Below are 19,616 nucleotides of genomic sequence, written 5' to 3'. Positions count from 1 at the left end.
CTCTTGACACATATTTGACACTCACTCTCTTGAAACGTTGTCATATCAACGGGTTATAGTGTCCTGGGAGGGATTCGAACCCCCGACCGATGGCTTAGAAGGCCATTGCTCTATCCAACTGAGCTACCAGGACATAATCTTTTCGAACACAAGAATAATTATATCTAACTTAGCCCCATAAAGCAATACTTCAGGCATTAAAAATATATATGATTTTTCACTATAATAAACCTTTTATCATATTTTTATACTATTTTTGAAATTTAATTTAAAACAACCGTGGAAAATGACATATTAATGATTTATTCTTTTAATAATATATAAAAGCGCACATCCATAATGACTCGAATATGCGCTAATTACATTATATACTAAATGCTTCTCTATCAATTATGTCATGACTTCGATTACGGAAATTTAATTTTGCGCTTTGATTTTCTTCATTGATCAACAATTCTGCATAAGTTTCTTCAACTTGACTTCGTGATTGTGAAATACTGCCAGGATTGATAACATGTACGCCACCAATATTTTCATATTTTGCCACATGTGTGTGACCATAAAAGGCAAATTCACAACCTAGGGCCGTAGCTTTTTCAGCTAATTTCATTCTTGTACGATTAACGCTATATAAATGACCATGCGTGGAAAAAGCATGAATGCCATTTTTTTCTATTTTTTCTTCATTTGGAAATTCTGGAGAAAAATCTGTATTTCCTTTTACTCTATGAAAATGACTTAGTTCACTATCATCATAAGCAAATTCAGAATCGCCTAAATGCAATGCAACATCTACATCTTCATGATGATTGATAACATCAAAAAGCACGCCTTGTTCAGTGTGATTATCGCTGACTATAATCCATTTTGTCATTAAGCATCACCTTCTAAATAGTGTTGTAACTTCTCTATCGCTCTACCTCTATGACTTATTTCGCTCTTTTCCTCAACAGTCAGTTGAGCCATCGTTTTATTCTTGTCCTTTATATAAAATATCGGATCATAACCAAATCCATTTCCACCAATTTTATTTAATGTAATTTCTCCTTGGACTGTACCTTTAAATTGTACTGTTTCTTCATTAGGTGTACTCATGCTAATTACACATACAAACTGTGCAACACGATCTGTTTCCCCACCTAATTTGGAAAGTACTTTTTCTATATTAGCATCGTCATCTTTAGACGTGCCGGCATATCGAGCTGAGTATATACCTGGCTCTCCGTTTAAGGCAAATACTTCAAGACCGCTGTCATCTGCAATCACACGTTTATTTAATGCTTTTGCTGCTGCTTCTGATTTTAGTTTTGCATTAGCTTCAAAAGTATCTCCAGTTTCTTCCACATCAAAATCTTCAATAATTTCAGAAATGCCTATAACTTTAAAATCCGGAAAAATAACTTTAAAATCATTTATCTTACCTTTATTATTTGATGCAATTACAATATCCTCCATTATTATATTCCCTCTTTCTACACTTCTATTTTTTCTACTTTTACTTCTATATTTAGCCATTCTTCTATTATACGTTCAATATGCTCTGTTTCACCAGTAGCAAAAAATCTATGCTCTGGGTGAGCTGTATATGCAGCATGTTCATTACTAAAAGTTAATAGTGCACTTACTTCACGTGCTGTCTCTAAGCCAGAAGAAATCACTACTTTTTCCCCACCAAAATAATCGTTTATTGACTGATAGAGTAACGGATAATGCGTACAACCTAATATAACAGTATCTGCATTACTATTTCTCCAATGTTTCAATGTTTGATGTACGATAATACTGGTTATTGTAGGATCTTTATAACGCATTTCTTCAACTAAAGGAACAAACCCAGGACATGCGATTCCAGAAACCTCTACATTAGGATTAATATTTTTAATGTGATATCTATAAGCTTCGGATTTAATTGTGCCTTCTGTCCCTAAGATTAAAACATCATTATTTTTCGTTGTCATAATTGCCGTTCTCGCACCAGGCTCAATGACACCAATGACTGGAATCGCTAATAATTTTTGTAAATGTTTTAAAGCCACTGCCGTCGCTGTATTACATGCAATAACAAGCATTTTTATATCAAATTCCATCAGCTTTTCAGCTAATTCAGTTGTGAACTTCCTAACTTCTGCGCCTTCTCTCGGGCCATAAGGGCAACGTTTAATATCACCCAAATAATAAATTGTTTCGTGTGGTAGTTGGCGCATGATTTCTTTTGCTACTGTTAATCCACCTACACCCGAGTCTATTACACCAATTGGTTTCTCCATATTTAATTACATCCTTATTCATTTGCTTGTCCTTTATTGTAGCATAGCCTTGTTTTCAAAATCATTTATCAAGACTGAAATACAATATTATTTTTTGTCATACATATATAATTATAAGATCGGTAAAAAACTAACTACTAGGAGAATAGTATAATTGAGAGATTAAAGACTATATAACCCAGTCAACGTGTTCTTTCAAAATCTAAAAAAACTTAAATAAAAAGACTTAACATCAGCTTAAAAACAGATGTTAAGTCTTTCGTTTATATTATATGTTATTAATGTACTTGGTGATCTGAACCAAAGAATGATTTAAACATATGGAATGATGTTTCTCTATTTAATGCTGCAATCGATGTTGTTAAAGGAATACCTTTAGGACATGCATTGACACAGTTTTGAGAGTTACCACATGCTTGTAGTCCACCGCCACCCATTAAGGCTTCGAGACGTTCATCTTTTGTCATTGAGCCTGTTGGGTGTAAATTAAATAATCTAACTTGTGAGATTGCTTGTGCACCAACGAAATCGTTACTGCTTGTAACGTTAGGACAAACTTCCAAACATACGCCACATGTCATACATTTTGATAATTCATAAGCTGTTTGGCGTTTTTTCTCAGGCATACGTGGTCCAGGACCTAAATCATAAGTACCATCAATTGGAATCCAAGCTTTCATACGTTTCAAATTATCGAACATTCTAGTACGATCAACTTGTAAGTCACGAATAACTGGGAAAGTACTCATTGGTTCTAATTTAATCGGTTGTTCTAATTGATCAACAATTGCAGAACAAGATTGTCTTGCTTGTCCGTTAATAACCATTGAACAAGCCCCACATACTTCTTCTAAACAGTTCATATCCCAAATTATAGGTGTTGTTTTTTCACCTTTACTGTTAACCGGGTTACGTCTGATTTCCATTAAACATGCTATAACGTTTAAGTTTTCTCTATAAGGAATTTCAAACTCTTCTTCATAAGGTTTGGATTCTTCGTTATCTTGACGTTTAATAATTAATTTGATTGATTTTTGGCTTTGTTTTTGGTCTTGTCCTTCTTGTGCTGCCGTTTCATTCACTTCTTTTGTATCTGCCATAATTATTTACCTCCTTTAGACGTCGTAGAGTAGTCTCGTTTACGAGGTGGAATTAAGCTTATATCAACATCTTCGTAAGTGAATTTAGGCGCTTCTGTTTTTCCTTGATATGTTGCTAAAGTAGTTTTCAACCATTCTTCATCATTTCTATCAGGGAATTCTGGTTTGTAATGTGCACCACGAGATTCATTTCGGTTGTATGCACCGATTGTAATTACACGGGCAAGTACAAGCATGTTCCATAATTGACGAGTGAAGAATACTGCTTGGTTACTCCAAGTTTGAGTATCTTCAATATCAATATTGTTATAACGCTCCATTAATTCTAAAATCTTTTTATCAGTTTCTAGTAAAGTTTTATTTTCACGAACAACGGTTACGTTAGCTGTCATAACTTCTCCGAGCTCTCTATGCAATTTGTACGCATTTTCTGAACCTTGCATATTGAGTAATTTATCAAATTTCTCTTGTTCTTCTTTCACACGTTTTTCAAATATACTATCATCTAAGTCAACGTAAGAAGATTCAATGTTAGAAATATATTTGATAGCATTTGGACCTGCAACTGTACCACCATAAATTGCTGACAACAATGAGTTCGCACCTAAACGGTTACCACCATGTTGTGAATAATCACATTCTCCAGCTGCGAACAAGCCTTTGATATTTGTCATTTGGTCGTAATCTACATATAGCCCACCCATTGAGTAATGCACTGCTGGGAAGATTTTCATTGGTACTTTACGAGGGTCATCACCTGTGAATTTCTCGTAGATTTCAATGATTCCACCCAATTTAACATCTAATTCATGTGGATCTTTATGTGATAAATCTAGGTATACCATGTTTTCACCATTAATACCAAGTTTTTGGTTAACACAAACTTCAAAAATTTCACGGGTAGCAATATCACGTGGGACAAGGTTACCATAATCCGGATATTTCTCTTCTAAGAAGTACCAAGGTTTACCATCTTTATATGTCCAAATACGTCCACCTTCACCACGTGCTGACTCACTCATTAATCTGAGTTTATCATCACCTGGAATTGCAGTAGGATGGATTTGTATAAATTCACCATTCGCATACATTGCACCTTGTTGGTAAACGATTGATGCTGCAGAACCAGTGTTAATCATTGAGTTAGTAGTCTTACCAAAAATAATACCTGGTCCACCAGTAGCCATGATGACTGCATCAGAACCAAACGATTCAATACCAGAAGTCGTTACGTTTTGAGCAACAATACCTCTAGCCATGTTGTCATCATCTTTAACTATGCCTAAGAATTCCCAGCCTTCGTACTTAGTAACCAAACCATCTACTTCAAAACTACGAACCTGTTCATCTAATGCGTATAATAGTTGTTGACCAGTTGTTGCACCAGCATAAGCTGTTCTGTGATGCATCGTTCCACCGAAACGTCTAAAGTCTAACAAACCTTCATTTGTTCTATTGAACATTACACCCATACGATCAAGTAAATGAATGATTTGAGGTGCTGCATCTGTCATTGCTTTAACCGGTGGTTGATTTGCTAAGAAATCTCCACCATATACTGTATCGTCTAAGTGAACTGTTGGTGAATCACCTTCACCTTTAGTATTTACTGCTCCGTTGATTCCACCTTGTGCGCACACAGAGTGTGAACGTTTAACAGGAACAAGTGAGAACAAGTCGACGTGCGCGCCTTGTTCTGCTGCTTTAATTGTTGACATTAGACCGGCAAGTCCTCCACCGACAACAATAATTTTCTTCTCTGCCATAAATAGTCACTCCCCTAAATATAAATCTGAAACTTATTTTTTATCTTATAAAAACGCAAGAATAGCACTTATACCAATGTATGAAACTATAATAAATACCAATAATGAAATCCATGTAAAGATTTGTTGTGATCTTTGAGATTGTAATACACCCCATGTTACTAAGAATGACCATAAACCATTCGCAAAGTGGAATGTAACGGATAATAAACAGACAATATAGAATATCAACCAGCCTGGGTTTGTTACGATATCATGTACCATGTCAAAGTTGACTTCTTGACCTAACGCGCGTTGAATACGTGTTTGCCATACATGAATAGCAACAAACACAAAAGTGATAACACCTGTTATACGTTGTAATAAGAACATCCAGTTTCTAAAAGCTGAATAATGTCCTACGTTCTCTTTTGCCGTAAAGGCAATATGTACACCATAGACTGCGTGATACAGAATCGGAATGTAAATCAATACAAATTCCAATACAATTAAAAAAGGTAAAGATTCAATGAGACCGGCCGCTTGGTTAAATGCAGCTGCACCTTTCGTCGCTTGGTGGTTTACGAGTAAATGGAATATTAAAAATCCACCTATGGGTATAACACCAAGTAAAGAATGTAAACGTCTTAAATAAAATTGATTTTTCGAGTATGCCAAAAGGAAGTTCCCCCCTGTGAAACAGTTAATTTTTTTGAAATTCTTGCTTAAAAATATATAAAGCGATTACATAATTTCACTCAAAAACAAACGCACAACACTTTATCATAACATTATATATTTGTTGCAATATAATATTATGCCGTATAATTTTAAACATTTAAGTGAATCCTTAATTGAATATTACTTATAGTTTAAAAGGTTTGAATTTAAATGATAATTTTTCTCAATTAGAAAACGCTTCCACATACTTTTAAAAAAAGAATTCCTCTTATTTGCTATTGTAACACTAATTAAAAACAATTTGGGCATGAGAATGATTCTCATGCCATAAACATTTTATTTTTTATTGTATAAGGCTTGATGTAAATTTTGGGCTACATTTTGCGGTAAGCCTGATGCTTTCAAATCATCAATACTTGCTTCTTTCATTTTCTTTATTGAACCAAACGTTCGCAATAATTTCGTTTTACGCTTGGCCCCGATACCATCTACTGTATCTAATACCGATTGCAAACCTGTTTTTTGGCGTGTTTCTCTATGGAAAGTAATAGCAAATCTATGCACTTCATCTTGTATTCTTTGTAACAGATAAAATGCTTGGCTATTTTTTTTAAGCGGAACGATTTCAGCACTTTCTCCATATAATATCTCTGACGTTTGATGCTTATCATTTTTACGAAGACCCGAAACAGGTATATCTAAACCTAATTCATTCTCGAGCACATCTATTACACCACTCATATGCCCTTTACCACCATCTACAATAATTAAATCTGGTAATGGGGTTCCTTCATTTAGCACACGCGTATAACGCCTACGTACCACTTCTCGCATCGATTTATAATCATCTGGGCCATCTACTGTTTTAATTTTATATTTCCGGTAACCTTTTTTATTTGGTTTGCCATCAATAAATGAGACCATAGCAGAAACTGGATTGACTCCTTGTATATTAGAATTATCAAATGCTTCAATTCTAATTGGTGTTTGAATACCCATACGGTCACCAAGCTCTTCAATTGCTTTAACTGTTCGGGATTCATCTTTTGCGATTAACTCGAATTTATTTTCAAGTGTCACTTCAGCATTACGATTCGCTAAATCTACTAATTCTTTCTTTTTACCTTTTATTGGTTGCACAATTTTTGTATCTACAACCGAACCAACCATTGCTTTATCTAGATGTTGAGGAATGTGTACTTCTTTAGGCAACAAATGTTGATTCAAGTCATAGAATTGCCCAATAAAAGTATAGAATTCTTCTTCTTCTGTTTGTTGTATCGGTATCATTGTGGCATCGCGTTTAATCATATTTCCCTGGCGAACGAAAAATACTTGCATACACATCCAACCTTTAGATACGCTATAGCCAAAAACATCTCTTATTGTATAGTCTGATGTCGTGATCTTTTGTTTTTTAGTTAGATTATGAATATGTTGTATTAAATCTCTATATTCTTTTGCTCTTTCAAAATCCAACGTTTCACTTGCATTTTTCATATTTTGTTCTAAATTACGTAAAATCGTTTTATCTTCACCATTTAAAAAATCTGAAATCTCTTTAGTCATTTCTGCATACTGTTCTAATTCAACTGGATAGACACATGGGCCTAGGCATTGGCCAATATGATAATATAAACACAATTTGTCAGGCATTTTATCACATTTTCTAAAAGGATAAATACGATCAAGTAATTTTTTAGTCTCTTGCGCAGAATATGCATTAGGATATGGACCAAAATACTTACCGGTACCTTTTTTAACTGTTCTTGTCACAATTAACCGTGGGTATTTTTCTTTAGTAATTTTAATAAATGGATAACTTTTATCGTCTTTTAATAAAATGTTATATCGCGGTTGATATTGTTTGATGAGGTTAAGTTCCAATAACAGTGATTCTGTTTCACTAGATGTGAGAATAAATTCGAAATTTCGAATCTCTCCCACTAAGCGTGTTGTCTTCGCATCGTGCGCACCAGTAAAATAAGACCTTAATCTATTTCTTAATTTCTTCGCTTTACCAACATAAATAACTTGATCATTGCGATCTTTCATCAAATAACAACCTGGTTCGGTGGGCACAACTGTGAGTTTTTGTTTAATTTGTTCTTGATACGTCTCCACGTTAATGACTCCTCCTCTCTAACCATATTTCTGTTTAAATCTATATAATATAAAGACATGAAAGTAAATATACAGCATGCTTCAGTTAATTTTTTAAATCATATATGCTTCTCATTATTTGAGTTTTTAAATATTAACTACAATCTATTATAAATAGTATCATTCCATTTAACAATCTATTGAAATGCTAATAAATTGAAAACTGGGACATTAAATAAATTAATGTCCCAGCTTTGCTAATGATTTACTATAAATGCTTCTCGATTACTTCTGCTAAGTTTTCTTTAGGTTGGAAACCTACTACTTTATCTACTGGTTCGCCATCTTTAAATACGATTAAAGTTGGAATACTCATAACTTCAAATTTAGCAGCTGTTGATGGATTTTCATCTACATCAAGTTTTAAAATATTAGCTTTGCCATCATAGTCACCAGCTAATTCTTCTAATACTGGAGCAATCATCTTACAAGGGCCACACCATGTTGCCCAAAAATCCACTAAATTTACACCTGATTTGATGTTTTCATCAAAGCTTGAATCTGTTACTTTTACGATTGCCATAACTGCCAATCCTCCTTAAATTTCAAATGATGAAGAAATTATAACAGACTTTATAACATTCTGCATATCTCTTGCTCACATTTATTTTAATTCTGCTACGGTAACGCCAAATCCACCTTCGCTCGGCATTCCGTTTCTATATGATGACACACTTTTATGTCTTTTTAAATGTTTTTGCACACCTTTTTGCAAAGCACCTGTGCCTTTACCATGAATAATATAGACTTGTTCATAATTACTCAACACTGCTTGATCTAAATATTGATCAACGGCCACCATTGCTTCATCATATCGATAACCACGTAAATCGAGTTCCATTTTAATACTTTGTCGATTTTCTCGTTTAATCATCTTGACAGGTGCTTCTTTGGTTTTCTTCATTTTTTCTAAATCTTCTAATGGTAATTTCATTTTTATGATACCCATCTGTACTACCGCTTCTTTATCACCAATAAGTTCTAACACTTCCCCTTTTTGGCCATACGTCAGTACTTTCACTTCATCTCCAGCCTTAATCTCGTCCCATTTTTGCTTTTGAACATTTTGTTTCAGTGACTTAGCTTCGTACTGGTCTTCAAGCTGTTTCTTCTTATCGATTAACTCATGTTCTTTAACATCGGCGCCTTTTTTATCTCTAAGTTCACGTAATTCTTTAAGAATGTCATCTGCTTCTTTCGTAGCCGATTTAACACGTTGATTTGCCTTTTCTTTCGCTTCACTTAAAAGTTGTTTTTCATAATTTTGATATTGCGCATACTGTTTAGCAAGTGCGTCACGCGATTCTTGTGCTTCTCTTACTAACTGATCTAATTCGATACGTTGTTCGTCAACACGTTTAGAATTATGTTCTAATGACGCAATCATTTCATTAATTTCTTGTTCATCTTGTCCAATCATAGATTTGGCTTTTTGAATCACTTGCATATTAAGTCCTAATTTTTTAGAAATATCAAACGCGTTTGACCGTCCAGGAACCCCCATTAATAATTTATAAGTCGGACTTAATGTGTTAACATCAAATTCCACACTGGCATTCATTACGCCTTCTCTATTATAGCTATATGCTTTTAGTTCAGGATAGTGTGTCGTAGCCATTACAAGTGAACCAATTTCATGTACATGATCTAATATACTCATTGCTAAGGCAGCACCTTCACTTGGATCTGTCCCCGCACCTAATTCATCAAATAAGATTAAACTGTTTTCAGTCGCATTTTGAAGTATTTCAACTATATTTTTCATATGTGAAGAAAACGTTGATAATGACTGTTCAATGGATTGTTCGTCCCCAATGTCACAATACACATTTTCAAAAATACTTAATTTACTCCCATCAAGTGTAGGAATTAGCATGCCTGATTGAGCCATAGCTATAATTAAACCCAGTGTCTTGAGGGTTACCGTTTTACCACCTGTATTTGGCCCCGTTATAATCACAGTTTCTATATCTTGAGCAAATTCAATCGTATTAGCAACAACAGAGGTTCTATCTAACAACGGATGAAATGCTTTTGGTAAATAAACAGTTCTATCGGTAGTAAATTCTGGTTTCGTCCCTTTAATTGAACGTGCATAACGTGCTTTAGCTGTTAAAAAGTCAATTTGACCCATAATAGATTCTGAAATCAAACAAGCTTCTGCTTCTTCAGCAACCTGTACAGTTAGTTCAGTCAATATACGTTCACGCTCTACCGCCTCATCGTTACGGAAACTACTAATTTGATTACTCATTTCTACTATTGAGGAAGGTTCAATATACAATGTTTGACCAGAAGCTGATTGATCATGCACAATCCCGTTAAAATCTTGACGGTACTCTGCTTTTACTGGTATAACATTACGATCATTACGTACTGTCACAATTGCATCAGAAAGTTTTTTTTGATTGCCTTGGTGCTTTACAATTTTATCTAAATTTTGTTTTATGCGTTGCGTTGTTTTAGAAATCTTACTTCTGATACCTTGTAATTCGTAACTGGCATCATCAAATAAATCATAAGCATCACATTTTCGATGTATATTTTGATACAAGTCTGATAAAACAGGTAGTTGCTCCATTCTATCGTTTAGAATTTGGTAATTAATTTCTTCTTCTTCATTCAATAAACTATTATAAAATGTTTTATATTGATTTTGTATTTGTATTAAGCGTTTAATTACATTTAATTCGCTAACATTAAGTACGCCGCCAATTGTCGCTCTATGAATAAATGAAGATATTTTGGCTAAACCACTTAAACTTGGCATGCGATGCTTATTATAGATTTGAGCTATTTCATCCGTTTCATTCATTTGAAATTCTATAGTACTGAAATCAGTTGCTGGAGTCATCTCTACAACCTTTTCTTTACCTAAATCACTTATTGTTTCATTCTCTACAAGTGATTTTATTTTGTCGAATTCCAGGACATTTAATGATTTCTGTCTCATATAATCCCTCTATTTCTGCAATTTAATATTATTTTCTATAAGCGCTTTAAACGCCTCTCGTGACATCGTATTGATTACTTGGTCTTTTTTTACGAACCCTTTTTGTGCAGTCGCCACACCGTACCTCATGAATTCCAAATGATCTACATGATGGGCATCTGTATTAATAGTTAATTTAACATTTGGATGCTTTTTAACTGTTTCAGCATTTAAATCTAAGCGTTTAGGATTTGCATTAATTTCTAATATTGTATTTGTCTCTTCAGCAATTTCACATAATCTATCAATAGCTAGTTCATAACCTGGGCGTTTACCAATAATACGACCTGTTGGATGTGCAATATGTCTGACATATGGATTACGACATGCATTTTCTAAGCGCTTCATAATGTCTTCTTGTGATTGATTAAAACTTTGGTGTATAGCTGCAATGACATAATCTAATTGCCCCAATACTTCATCATCATAGTCTAAACGACCATCAGGAAGTATGTCCATTTCAATACCTGAGTAAATATCAATTTCTTCATATTTGTTATTCAAGGCTTTGATTTCTTCATTTTGACGTAATAGGCGCTCAACTGACAAACCATTGGCAACTTTTAAGCTTTGAGAGTGATCTGTAATCACCATAAATTGATGACCTTTAGCAATGTTTGCTTCTATCATTTCTTCAATACTAAATGCACCATCGCTATACGTCGTATGCATATGGATATCACCATTAATGTCATCTAATTTTATAATGTCTGACAGGTCTTTATCAAACTCGCTTCCATCTTCCCGCATTGCTGGGTCAATCCAATTCACGCCAAAATGTTCATAAATTTCTTTTTCACTTTGATACTGTAACAATTCGCCGTTTGCTTGTTCTATACCATATTCACTCACTTTTTCATCATTTTCTTTAGCTAACTGACGAATACGAATGTTATGGTCTTTAGAACCGGTGAAATGCTGTAGCGTGTGATAGAAAGCCGAAGGTTCGATTAATCTGAAATCTACACCTATTGTTTCATCATCATAAGCTACATCTAATGATACTTTTGTTTGTCCAACAGCTACTTCTTTCACTTTATTAGGTATATCAAGTAATGCTTGTTGTACCTTTATTGGTTCATTTGTACTTATAATATAATCTAAATCTTTACTCATTTCTTTAAATCTTCTATAACTACCAGCAACTTCGTATTGTTCGATATCTTCAATCGAGGCTAAATGTTCATTAATTTCAATGTTTAATCCTCGTATTTGGTCAATCGGGTATTTATCTTTTTTCGCACCAAGCGCTTTAACTGCCTCTAAGATATTTTGTTCCGTTTTTTTAGCAAAGCCGCTCAACTCACTCACTTCACCTGCTTCACATGCTTTTTGTAAAGCTTCTTTGCCATCTATATTTAATTCTTTATAAAGTTTAGCTATTTTCTTACTGCCTAACCCTTGTATTTTCAATAAAGGAATTAATCCTTCTGGCACTTCTTCTTGTAGTGACTCTAATGTCGAAGATTTTCCTTCTTGACGATATTCTTTAATTACGTCTCCTACACCTTTGCCAATGCCTTTTAATTCTGTAACATCCTCTATTTGATCAAGGGGCCGTTCATCTATTTCAAGGCCTTGTGCTGCTTTTCTATACGCTGAAACTTTAAATGTGTTTTCACCTTTTAATTCCATATAAGTAGCTATTTTTTCTAATAACTGAATAATATCTTTTTTGGTCATTACTTTCACTCCATAAAAAAAGGTCAAGACAGATTACTGTTATGCGTTCATCAGTAAATTGATTATGCCCTGACCTCCTGTATTTTAAAATCACTATATATTTCACGAAAATTATGCTAACTATATGTTTAATACGAACGTCGATATATAAGGAGTATGTAATAACATATATTCTGCAATAATAGCGCTTGAGAGTTGCTGTTGGATAAATTCTAATGGATAAAGTGCTGCACCATACAATAATGTGGTGCAGATAATAATTGAAGATATTATCCCCATTAACATACCAATAAATCGACTTATTAAATTGGGTCCTTGGTGTTGAATCACCTTATCAAAGACTACAACAACCCCATAACAAATCATTTTGGTAATTGTCGCTACGATTAAGAATGCAATAATATGGTCGAATCGCTGCTGTAGATTATCAAAATGAAAAGCATAATTCAAATCATAAGCCTGTGTTTTAGGAAAAGGTATAAACAATTCCAATCGGTGAGATATTTGCAAATAAAATCGTTCCGCTACCCATAATGAAAACAGCGTAGCACTTAGATGTAATGCACTTAACCATACGCCTCTTCTAAATCCAATCATTCCTATGTAAATAAAAACAATTACTACTACTATATCAAAAATCATTATTCATCACTGTTTTTCAGTTGTTTTATTTCTTGTTGCAGATGATAATTTTCCTCTTCTAATTGTACTTTTTCATGCATAATATTTACTGCTGTTAATATTGCTTTTCTTGTCGTGTCAAGGCCTGCGCTCTTACTGCCCAGTTCTTTAATCCTTTCATCGACCAAATGAGCTACATAACGGATATGCTCAGGATTATCCTCTCCTACAATTGTATAACGCTGATCATTTATAGTGACATTAATCCGATTTTTAAACTCTCCCATATAATAACTCCTGACTTTTGTTTATATTTCCGAATTTATTCTCTAATTGATGCTTTTAAGTGTTTAATTTAGTAATTTATACTATTTATTACGAACCATTATACACGACAAAATATTATTTTGTAAGAGGTGTGATTTGTAATATTTGAATTTTTTGTTATTTATCATATTTTTGACAACGTAAATGAAAACACCTCTATATAAACTTTTAAAAGATGGTACTTTCACAAGTAGCTCGGTTATTTATACTTGTGATATGATATTCAGTGTCGAAATATAAATATTAGCAATCCATATAAAGCGAGGCAAAAAAATGACAAATATTGTACTTAAATTAACAAATCAAGAAATTCAGCAATTAATGTCTAAAATTCAATTTGATACATCGAATGTTTCTCAAGGAATGAAAGGCAAAACTAAATATAAAAACACCTCAATTTCAATTTATAATTCAAATAAAGTCATGTTTCAAGGTAAAGATGCAGATAATATAGCATCTCAACTTTTACCTAATATAGCTAAACCTGTAAAATCTCTAACGAATTCAGTTAAAAAAACTTCTAGCACTAAACAGACTATTCGATATAACAATTATCAATGTATCGGTAGTGATGAAGCAGGCAGTGGTGACTATTTCGGACCACTTACTGTATGTGCTTCCTATGTTTCCAAAAAGAATGTGCAAATATTAAAAACCCTTGGCGTCGACGATTCTAAAAAATTGACCGATGCAAAAATCGTTGAGTTGGCTGAACAACTTGTGACTTTTATTCCTCATTCTCTGTTAACTATGCACAATGAAAAATATAACGAAAAACAAAAATCTGGCTGGTCACAAGTTAAAATGAAGGCAGTATTACATAACGAAGCAATCAAAAATGTAACCCAAAAGATAGATACTGATGAATTAGACTATATTGTCATTGATCAATTTGCTGAAGCTGGTGTATATAAACGCTATGCTCTCACCGATTTACCTTTCAGCACTAAAACAAAATTCGAAACAAAAGGTGAATCTAAATCTATAGCAATTGCGGCAGCAAGCATTATCTCACGTTATGCCTTTGTTAAAAATATGGATAACCTCTCCCGCTCTGCTAAAACAGAGATACCTAAAGGTGCTAGTAATAAAGTTGACCTTGCAGCAGCTAAAATTATTGAACGTAAAGGCATTGCTTACCTAGACGCTATAACTAAAAAGCATTTTGCTAACCGTGCAAAAGCAGAAAAATTAGTACAAAAGAAAAATTATTAGCAAATAAATATTATTCATTTTTACTTATTAAAAACGAAGGGAACTTTTTTCGTTAATGTAGTTATACATTCACTTTTATAAACATTGAACTTTATATAAGTTCAATCAATGCATGATGTATTATATTTTTAAAAAATTGGCAGTAATTTGGACAGACTCCTGCAGGAAAAGCATGCACAAAAAATGCCAACAAAGTTGGAGACTTTGTCGACACTCTAAAAACCTTGGCAGTCCATAATAATGGTCTGCCAAGGTTTTTTAATCACACTATTTTATCTAATTGTTGCACCTTGTGCTTGTAAAGCAGCTAAGATGTCTTCATGTACTGCATTTACTTTGTCATCTGTAAGTGTTTGTTCTGTATCTAAATAAGCTAAACGAATTGCAATTGATTTCTCATCTTCAGCAATATGTTCACCTTCATAAACATCAAATACTTCGGCATTTTGTAAAATATCTCCACCATGATTTTCAATGACTTTCACTAAATTTGCTGATGGTATTGTACGGTTGATAACTAAAGCAATATCTCTTGATACACCTGGGAATCTAGGAATTGGTTGATAATTAATATATCCAACTGTGACAGCCATCAATTTCTCATAATTTAATTCAAAAACGTATGTGCGTTTTAAGTCATTCTCTTTTTCAATTTGAGGATGCAATTCACCCACAAAACCAATGATTTCCTCGTTTAACTTAACCATAGCTGTTCTACCAGGATGTAAGCCATCAATTTCTCCTGATTCATAGTCAAATTGTATATCTAGTTTTTCGGCAATGCGATCTACAATACCTTTGACAACAAAGAAATCAATTTCTTCTTTCTTCCCTTGCCAAGCATTAACTGTGTAATCACCTGTTAAGATACCACTTAAATATTCAACTTCATCTGGTAATTCACCTTCACCATTACCAAAGAATACACGCCCTAGTTCATATAAGCGCACATTATTATTTTTACGTGCGACGTTATAAGAAACTGCATCGACTAAATGAGGTATCAAACTTTGTCGTAAAGTAGCATGCGCCTCACTCATCGGCATTAATAAATCAATTGTAGAGCGTTCTTGTAGTGCGAAATCTTGTGCTCTTTGCTTGTCTACCAATGAATAGTTAATTGCTTGACTTAAACCAGCGCCTTCTAATGTTGCTTTCACGACACGAGACTTACTTTGTCTATCAGTTAAAGCACCGTGTGTGACATCCTCGAACACAGGTAATGTTGATGGGATTTCGTCGTAACCGTAAATACGTGCAATTTCTTCAATTAAGTCTTCTTTTATCGTAATATCTTTACGACGAGAAGGTACCATAACAGTTAAGATATCTTTATTTCTAGTTGTTTCAAAGCCTAATTGTAAAAAAATCGCTTCAATTTCTGCTGCTGATAGTTCAAAACCTACTGTTGTATTTACTTTATCAATAGAAATTTCAATTGGGGTAACAAATTGACCTAAATCGCCTTCTGCTACACGGCCTTGAGTTACTGAACCGCCCGCATAAGTTTGAAGTAAATAACACGCTCTATCTACCGCTTCATCTACAAATTCTGTAGCAATTCCTTTTTCAAAACGACTAGAAGCTTCACTTCTTAAGTTTAACCTTCTTGAAGTATGTCTAATAGAAACAGGATCAAAAATTGCGCCTTCAATTACAACATTCGTTGTTGATTCAGTCACTTCTGAGAAATCCCCACCCATTACACCAGCTATTGCTATTGGATTTGTGCCGTTTGTAATAATGATATCACTGTCTTTCAATGTTCTTTCTTTATCATCTAAAGTAGTCATTTTTTCATCAACATGAGCTTGACGTACTTCTATTTGACTTGAACCTATTTGATCTTTATCAAATATGTGTAGTGGTTGTCCGTATTCTAAAAGTACATAGTTTGATATATCTACGACGTTATTGATTGGACGAATGCCTGCTTTGATTAAACGCATTTGCATCCACTCTGGAGATTGCGCGATTGTTAGACCATTCACTACTCTTGCACTATAATATGCCACTTTATCTTTGTTTTGAATATTCACACTGATTTCGTCTGACGCTTGTTCAGAGACCGCTTTACTGTTTGTTTCTGGTTTCATCATCGACACATTGTATAACGCTGCTGTTTCATAAGCTGCACCAATCATACTTAATGCGTCAGCTCTGTTTGGTGTTAAATCAAATTCCATCACTTGGTCATTTAAATATAACGCAGTCATGGCATCCGCACCTGGAGTCACTTCAGATGAAAAGACATAAATACCATCTTCAAATTTTTTAGGAACAAGATTGCTTGGCACACCAATTTCTTGAAGCGAACAAATCATACCTTCTGAACGTTCTCCACGTAATTTAGCACGTTTAATTTTTATGCCACCAGGTAATCTGCCACCTACTGTTGCAACAATGACTGTCTGACCAGCATCAACATTAGGAGCACCACACACGATTTGAACTGGTTCTGCTTCACCAATGTCTACTAAACATATATTTAATTTGTCAGCATCTGGATGAGGTGCTTTAGATTGTACGTAACCGACAACTAAATTTTTAATTTCTTTTGTATAATCTACAATATCATCTACTTCAATCCCAGTACGTGTAATTCTTTCTGCAAGTGCATTAACTGGTTCATTAATATCTACATAACTTTCTAACCATTCTTTTGAAATAAACATTACTTTTCACCTCTATCTTCTACAGCTTTAAATTGATCTAAGAAACGTACATCATTTGTATAGAAATGACGTATATCCTCAATATTATATTTCAACATTGCAATTCGATCAGGACCCATACCAAATGCAAAGCCAGTATATTTATTTGAATCGAAACCTGCCATCTCTAATACATTAGGATGCACCATACCAGCTCCTAGAATTTCTATCCATCCTGTTTGCTTACAAACATTACAACCTTTGCCTTTACATTTGAAACATGACACGTCTACTTCTACTGAAGGTTCAGTGAACGGGAAGTAACTTGGACGTAGTCGGATTTCTCTCTCTTCACCAAATAATTGTTTAGCTAATAATTCTAACGTACCTTTTAAATCGCTCATTTTAATATTTTCATCTACAACTAAACCTTCAATTTGAGTAAATTGATGACTATGCGTTGCATCATCAGAATCGCGTCGATAAACTTTTCCGGGACATAAGATTTTCACAGGGCCTTGGCCATTGCGTTCTTCCATCGTTCTTGCTTGAACAGGGGAAGTGTGTGTACGCATTAATATTTCATCTGTAATATAAAAGCTATCTTGCATATCTCTTGCAGGATGTGATTTAGGTAAGTTCAGCGCTTCGAAGTTATAGTAATCTTTTTCTACTTCAAAACCATCAACAATTTCGTAACCTAATCCTAAAAATAAATCTTCAATCTCTTCAATCGTTCTTGTTAAAGGATGTTTAGAGCCTATTGAAATTTTACGGCCAGGTAATGTAACATCAATTTGTTCATCTTTTAATTGCTGTTCTAATTGTTCATGCGCTAAAAGTTCATGACGTGATTCAATTTCACTTTCAATGGCTTGTCTCACTTCATTCACTTGTTGACCATAGGCTGGTTTTTCCTCATTCGATAAATCTTTCATATGTTTCATTAAACCAGTAACAGCGCCTTTTTTACCTAAATATTTAACTTTTACGTCTTGTAATTCTTTTTCATTTTGAGCTTCGTTAATATCAACTAATGCTTGCTGCTTAATCTCAGTCATCTCTTCTGTTTGTGCCATACATAGTCCTCCTATATTAAAATCTAAATGTGTAATGATTGTTAGTAAAAACGCAAAAAAGACTTTCATCCCTTGAAACTGGGACGAAAGCCTTCCGTGGTACCACCCAAATTTATGCCTAAGCATACACTTGTTGTCATTGATAACGGAAATGAAGTCCGACTTAAATTTCTTTAAGTAACCAAAAAGGTGAAAAAAACTAGATACAGTGGATTATCTTTCAGTCTTCGGATAATCTCCCTTAAACAACTGTATGAAAATAGTCTACGTCTTTTTAAAGGTTAATATTTATTTATTTTGAAATATCATTAACTATATTATATACGATAATTGATTAAAGGGTCAACCTTTCAAGTGATACATCACAATACTACCAGCTATTGCTACATTTAAACTTTCTGCCTTGCCATAGATAGGTATTGTTAAATTTTTAGACGTTTTACTCAATAATTCAGGATTTACGCCTTCACCTTCATTACCTAGAAGTAACGCAAATTTTTCTTGACTTTGTATTTGGTTATAAGCTACTGCATTGTCCAATGCAGTACCATACACTTCGCCTTCAAATTCACCAATAAATTCACTTAAATCTTGTGAGACAATTGGAATATGAAAGACGCTGCCTTGACTCGCGCGCATAACTTTATCTTGATAAGGATCTGCGGTACCTTTTTCAAGAACAATTAAATCCAACCCTGCAGCATCTGCGGTACGGATTAATGTTCCTAAATTACCTGGATCTTGAATACAGTCTATTAGTAGCACTTGTTGCGCTTTCGCTGTTTCATGAACAGGTTTTTCAATCACCGCAAAGAAGCCTTGTGGTGTAACTGTACCTGATAATGCTTCAGCAACTTTTAAATTGATTTCAAATACTTCTTCAGCATAATTAATCATTCCATCATCAAGTCTTTCAATATCAACGACATACAATTGTTCGATTTTTAAATTACTTTTATAAGCCTCTTCAATTAAATGGTAGCCTTCGATAAGCGCACGTCCTGTCTTATCTCTTTCACGTTTCTTTTTTAATTTAATTGCATTTTTAACTTTACTATTTTGAGCCGAAGTAATCATTTCCATAGCATA

Annotated in this window: 16 protein-coding genes and 1 tRNA gene; 1 reads left to right on the top strand and 16 read right to left on the bottom strand. The window is 33.9% G+C overall.

What is annotated here, in order from left to right; all coding sequences use genetic code 11:
* Positions 1-59: 59 nt before the first annotated feature.
* The 13 genes from ACA31_RS02950 to zapA form a co-directional block, all read right to left on the bottom strand.
* Positions 60-133, bottom strand: a tRNA-Arg gene (locus tag ACA31_RS02950).
* Between the two features lie 231 nt (positions 134-364).
* A complete protein-coding gene (locus tag ACA31_RS02945; protein WP_057511888.1) occupies positions 365-874 on the bottom strand; it encodes a YfcE family phosphodiesterase in 510 nt (169 codons plus the stop codon).
* On the bottom strand, positions 874-1,455 hold the full coding sequence (locus tag ACA31_RS02940) for an XTP/dITP diphosphatase (protein WP_057511887.1): 582 nt from the start codon (positions 1,453-1,455) through the stop codon (positions 874-876). The genes ACA31_RS02945 and ACA31_RS02940 overlap by 1 nt, the downstream gene beginning before the upstream one ends.
* 17 nt (positions 1,456-1,472) lie before the next feature.
* The gene (gene racE / locus ACA31_RS02935; RefSeq protein WP_057511886.1) at positions 1,473-2,267 is read right to left on the bottom strand and encodes a glutamate racemase; all 795 of its coding nucleotides are present in this window, start codon (positions 2,265-2,267) and stop codon (positions 1,473-1,475) included.
* A 278-nt stretch (positions 2,268-2,545) separates the two neighbouring features.
* On the bottom strand, positions 2,546-3,367 hold the full coding sequence (sdhB, locus tag ACA31_RS02930; protein ID WP_057511885.1) for a succinate dehydrogenase iron-sulfur subunit: 822 nt from the start codon (positions 3,365-3,367) through the stop codon (positions 2,546-2,548).
* A 2-nt stretch (positions 3,368-3,369) separates the two neighbouring features.
* The gene (gene sdhA, locus ACA31_RS02925; protein WP_057511884.1) at positions 3,370-5,133 is read right to left on the bottom strand and encodes a succinate dehydrogenase flavoprotein subunit; all 1,764 of its coding nucleotides are present in this window, start codon (positions 5,131-5,133) and stop codon (positions 3,370-3,372) included.
* A gap of 45 nt (positions 5,134-5,178) precedes the next feature.
* Positions 5,179-5,790, bottom strand: coding sequence for a succinate dehydrogenase cytochrome b558 subunit (locus tag ACA31_RS02920; RefSeq protein ID WP_057511883.1), 612 nt, complete (start codon positions 5,788-5,790; stop codon positions 5,179-5,181).
* A gap of 339 nt (positions 5,791-6,129) precedes the next feature.
* On the bottom strand, positions 6,130-7,917 hold the full coding sequence (uvrC, locus tag ACA31_RS02915; RefSeq protein ID WP_057511882.1) for an excinuclease ABC subunit UvrC: 1,788 nt from the start codon (positions 7,915-7,917) through the stop codon (positions 6,130-6,132).
* A 247-nt stretch (positions 7,918-8,164) separates the two neighbouring features.
* Entirely contained in the window at positions 8,165-8,479 is a 315-nt protein-coding gene (trxA, locus tag ACA31_RS02910; RefSeq protein WP_057511881.1) for a thioredoxin, read from the bottom strand.
* Between the two features lie 81 nt (positions 8,480-8,560).
* Positions 8,561-10,909, bottom strand: coding sequence for an endonuclease MutS2 (locus ACA31_RS02905; protein WP_057511880.1), 2,349 nt, complete (start codon positions 10,907-10,909; stop codon positions 8,561-8,563).
* Between the two features lie 9 nt (positions 10,910-10,918).
* Entirely contained in the window at positions 10,919-12,631 is a 1,713-nt protein-coding gene (gene polX / locus ACA31_RS02900) for a DNA polymerase/3'-5' exonuclease PolX (protein WP_057511879.1), read from the bottom strand.
* Between the two features lie 120 nt (positions 12,632-12,751).
* Entirely contained in the window at positions 12,752-13,273 is a 522-nt protein-coding gene (locus ACA31_RS02895; RefSeq protein ID WP_057511878.1) for a CvpA family protein, read from the bottom strand.
* Entirely contained in the window at positions 13,273-13,539 is a 267-nt protein-coding gene (gene zapA, locus ACA31_RS02890) for a cell division protein ZapA (protein ID WP_057511877.1), read from the bottom strand. Before zapA ends, ACA31_RS02895 begins: the two co-directional genes overlap by 1 nt.
* 313 nt (positions 13,540-13,852) lie before the next feature.
* Between zapA and rnhC the strand changes: the two genes are divergently transcribed.
* Positions 13,853-14,794, top strand: a complete 942-nt coding sequence (gene rnhC, locus ACA31_RS02885; protein WP_057511876.1) for a ribonuclease HIII — start codon at positions 13,853-13,855, stop codon at positions 14,792-14,794.
* A gap of 272 nt (positions 14,795-15,066) precedes the next feature.
* On the opposite strand, the gene pheT is transcribed toward rnhC, so the two are convergent.
* From pheT to ACA31_RS02870, 3 genes are all read right to left on the bottom strand, one after another.
* A complete protein-coding gene (pheT, locus tag ACA31_RS02880) occupies positions 15,067-17,469 on the bottom strand; it encodes a phenylalanine--tRNA ligase subunit beta (RefSeq protein WP_057511875.1) in 2,403 nt (800 codons plus the stop codon).
* The gene (gene pheS / locus ACA31_RS02875) at positions 17,469-18,527 is read right to left on the bottom strand and encodes a phenylalanine--tRNA ligase subunit alpha (protein WP_057511874.1); all 1,059 of its coding nucleotides are present in this window, start codon (positions 18,525-18,527) and stop codon (positions 17,469-17,471) included. Before pheS ends, pheT begins: the two co-directional genes overlap by 1 nt.
* 342 nt (positions 18,528-18,869) lie before the next feature.
* The gene (locus tag ACA31_RS02870) at positions 18,870-19,610 is read right to left on the bottom strand and encodes a TrmH family RNA methyltransferase (protein WP_057511873.1); all 741 of its coding nucleotides are present in this window, start codon (positions 19,608-19,610) and stop codon (positions 18,870-18,872) included.
* Positions 19,611-19,616: the final 6 nt, after the last annotated feature.

It is taken from the genome of Staphylococcus sp. NAM3COL9 (assembly GCF_001431205.1).
Taxonomy (GTDB): domain Bacteria; phylum Bacillota; class Bacilli; order Staphylococcales; family Staphylococcaceae; genus Staphylococcus.
The sequence above is the reverse complement of the archived record's forward strand: the minus strand, read 5'-3'. Positions and strand labels throughout refer to the sequence as shown.

Coding starts and splice junctions, on each gene's coding strand:
- pheS (WP_057511874.1), bottom strand. CDS start 18,527: ATGGCACAAACAGAAGAGATGACTGAGATTAAGCAGCAAGCATTAGTT.
- ACA31_RS02940 (WP_057511887.1), bottom strand. CDS start 1,455: ATGGAGGATATTGTAATTGCATCAAATAATAAAGGTAAGATAAATGAT.
- polX (WP_057511879.1), bottom strand. CDS start 12,631: ATGACCAAAAAAGATATTATTCAGTTATTAGAAAAAATAGCTACTTAT.
- sdhA (WP_057511884.1), bottom strand. CDS start 5,133: ATGGCAGAGAAGAAAATTATTGTTGTCGGTGGAGGACTTGCCGGTCTA.
- ACA31_RS02905 (WP_057511880.1), bottom strand. CDS start 10,909: ATGAGACAGAAATCATTAAATGTCCTGGAATTCGACAAAATAAAATCA.
- pheT (WP_057511875.1), bottom strand. CDS start 17,469: ATGTTTATTTCAAAAGAATGGTTAGAAAGTTATGTAGATATTAATGAA.
- rnhC (WP_057511876.1), top strand. CDS start 13,853: ATGACAAATATTGTACTTAAATTAACAAATCAAGAAATTCAGCAATTA.
- racE (WP_057511886.1), bottom strand. CDS start 2,267: ATGGAGAAACCAATTGGTGTAATAGACTCGGGTGTAGGTGGATTAACA.
- ACA31_RS02945 (WP_057511888.1), bottom strand. CDS start 874: ATGACAAAATGGATTATAGTCAGCGATAATCACACTGAACAAGGCGTG.
- sdhB (WP_057511885.1), bottom strand. CDS start 3,367: ATGGCAGATACAAAAGAAGTGAATGAAACGGCAGCACAAGAAGGACAA.
- trxA (WP_057511881.1), bottom strand. CDS start 8,479: ATGGCAATCGTAAAAGTAACAGATTCAAGCTTTGATGAAAACATCAAA.
- ACA31_RS02895 (WP_057511878.1), bottom strand. CDS start 13,273: ATGATTTTTGATATAGTAGTAGTAATTGTTTTTATTTACATAGGAATG.
- zapA (WP_057511877.1), bottom strand. CDS start 13,539: ATGGGAGAGTTTAAAAATCGGATTAATGTCACTATAAATGATCAGCGT.
- ACA31_RS02870 (WP_057511873.1), bottom strand. CDS start 19,610: ATGGAAATGATTACTTCGGCTCAAAATAGTAAAGTTAAAAATGCAATT.